Origin of the sequence: Carnobacterium sp. (genome assembly GCF_032094055.1) — a bacterium.
Classification (GTDB): Bacteria; Bacillota; Bacilli; order Lactobacillales; family Carnobacteriaceae; genus Carnobacterium_A.
In genome coordinates this window covers 1-2,043 of record NZ_DAMDAK010000077.1, presented here as the reverse complement: position 1 = coordinate 2,043, position 2,043 = coordinate 1, and the positions used below count along the sequence as shown (strand labels likewise).

Sequence of the window (2,043 nt, the reverse complement as noted above, 5' to 3'; positions counted from 1 at the left end):
AATAACATTGGTAACTAGATCGGTTTCAGTTTTCAGTTTCATTGCAACAAAAGACTTGGTCCGATAACTCCGACCGGCAGTCAAACTTTCTGCACTGGTTTGCTTAATAAAACCTTCTTTACTAATAAGTGTAAAGGTCGTTTCCGGATCAAATTCATTTAACCCAAATGCTTTAAGTACCATTTCGTCTTTTTCAAATGTAATGTTTTGGGAAAGGTGTTCGCCCATATCTTTCCATTTTAATTCTGCGATCTCGTGAACCGGACGATAGATCACGTTTCCTTTAGTCGTAAACAACAAAAGATGATCTAAGGTATTTAATTGTTCAATAAAAATAGGGTAATCGCCTTCCCGTACACCGATTTCTTCTGGTTTGGATGCTCCGTAAGAACGTAAAATTGTTCGTTTAATATAGCCTTCTTTTGTGACCGAAACAATCACGTCTTCTTGGGTTACCAACAATTCAGTTTCTACTTTTAATTCTTCTATTTCTGCTTCAATCATCGTTCTACGAGGATTGCCATAATTTTTTTTGATTTCAGCAAGTTCTTTTTTCATCACTCGCTTCATTTCCGCAGAACTGGTTAAGATTTTTGTAAAAGAAAGAATGGCTTTTTTGAGTGTTTTAGCTTCCATCTCTAAAGCCGTGATGTCTGTATTGGTTAAACGGTATAATTGTAAAGAAACAATCGCTTCTGCTTGTGCTTCAGTAAATGCAAACTGTTCCTTAATATTTTCTTTTGCATTTTTCTTATCTTTACTACTACGAATCGCAACAATAACTTGGTCTAAAATAGAAAGGGCCTTAATCAAGCCTTCAACAATATGGGCACGGCTTTCTGCTTTTCTCAAATTAAATTGTGTCCGTCGTGTAATGACTTCACGTTGATGTTCAAGGTAAGCTTCTAGCATACGAATAATGCCTACTTGCTTAGGCCGTTTTTGGTCAATAGCTACCATATTAAAATTATAAGAAATTTGCAAATCCGTATTTTTGAGCAGATAAGTTAAAATTCCTTGAGCATTGACGTCTTTCTTAAGTTCTACTACGATTTGCAGTCCAGTCCGGTCTGATTCATCGCGGACTTCAGCAATTCCGTCTATGCGTTTATTGATACGGATTTCATCTAATTTACGAACCAGTACAGCCTTGTTGACATCATAAGGAATTTCATTGATCACGATTTGTTGTTTCCCGCCTCTTAAATCTTCGATCCTAGTTTTAGAACGGACAATGACTTTTCCTTTTCCAGTCTCATAGGCTTTTCTTATGCCATTTACACCTTGTAAAATTCCGCCAGTTGGAAAGTCGGGTCCTTTCAAATGAGTCATCAATTCTGTCACAGTTGCATGAGGGTGATCAATCAAATGCATCGTTGCATCAATTACTTCAGTTAAATTATGTGATGGAATATCCGTTGCATAACCGGCGGAAATACCCGTTGCACCGTTAACCAATAAGTTAGGGTAGCGAACAGGTAAAACAGTCGGTTCTTCGTCCGTATCATCAAAGTTTAATACAAAATCGACGGTTTCTTTATCAATATCCTGTAGTAATTCTGAGGCTATTTTAGCTAAACGCGCTTCTGTATACCGCATAGCAGCAGGAGGATCTCCGTCCATACTACCGTTATTCCCGTGCATTTCAATCAGTTCTTCACGTTGCTTCCAATCCTGGCTCAAACGTACCATGGCTTCATACACACTGCTATCGCCATGCGGATGGTAGTTACCAATCACATTCCCAACCGTTTTAGCTGATTTGCGGAACCCTTTTTCATTGCATATAAGATACGGCGTTGCACTGGTTTTAAGCCGTCACGAATATCTGGAAGCGCACGTTCCTGGATAATGTATTTGGAGTACCGGCCAAAACGGTCTCCCATTACTTCTTCAAGCGTTAATTCTTGGATATCCGCTCTATTCTCCATCTACAGCACTTCCTTTATGTTCTAATTCTGATGTTTCCATTAGCTGCTCGTTTTCTAATATACTGTTGCTTTCTTCAAGCGAAAACTCCACATGAGATTCGATCCACTTACG

At 38.7% G+C, this 2,043-nt stretch carries 1 pseudogene; it reads right to left on the bottom strand.

The window, feature by feature from the left end:
• Positions 1–1,931 (bottom strand): annotated as a pseudogene (parC, locus tag RT405_RS10720) (DNA topoisomerase IV subunit A); the annotation flags it as partial.
• Positions 1,932–2,043: the final 112 nt, after the last annotated feature.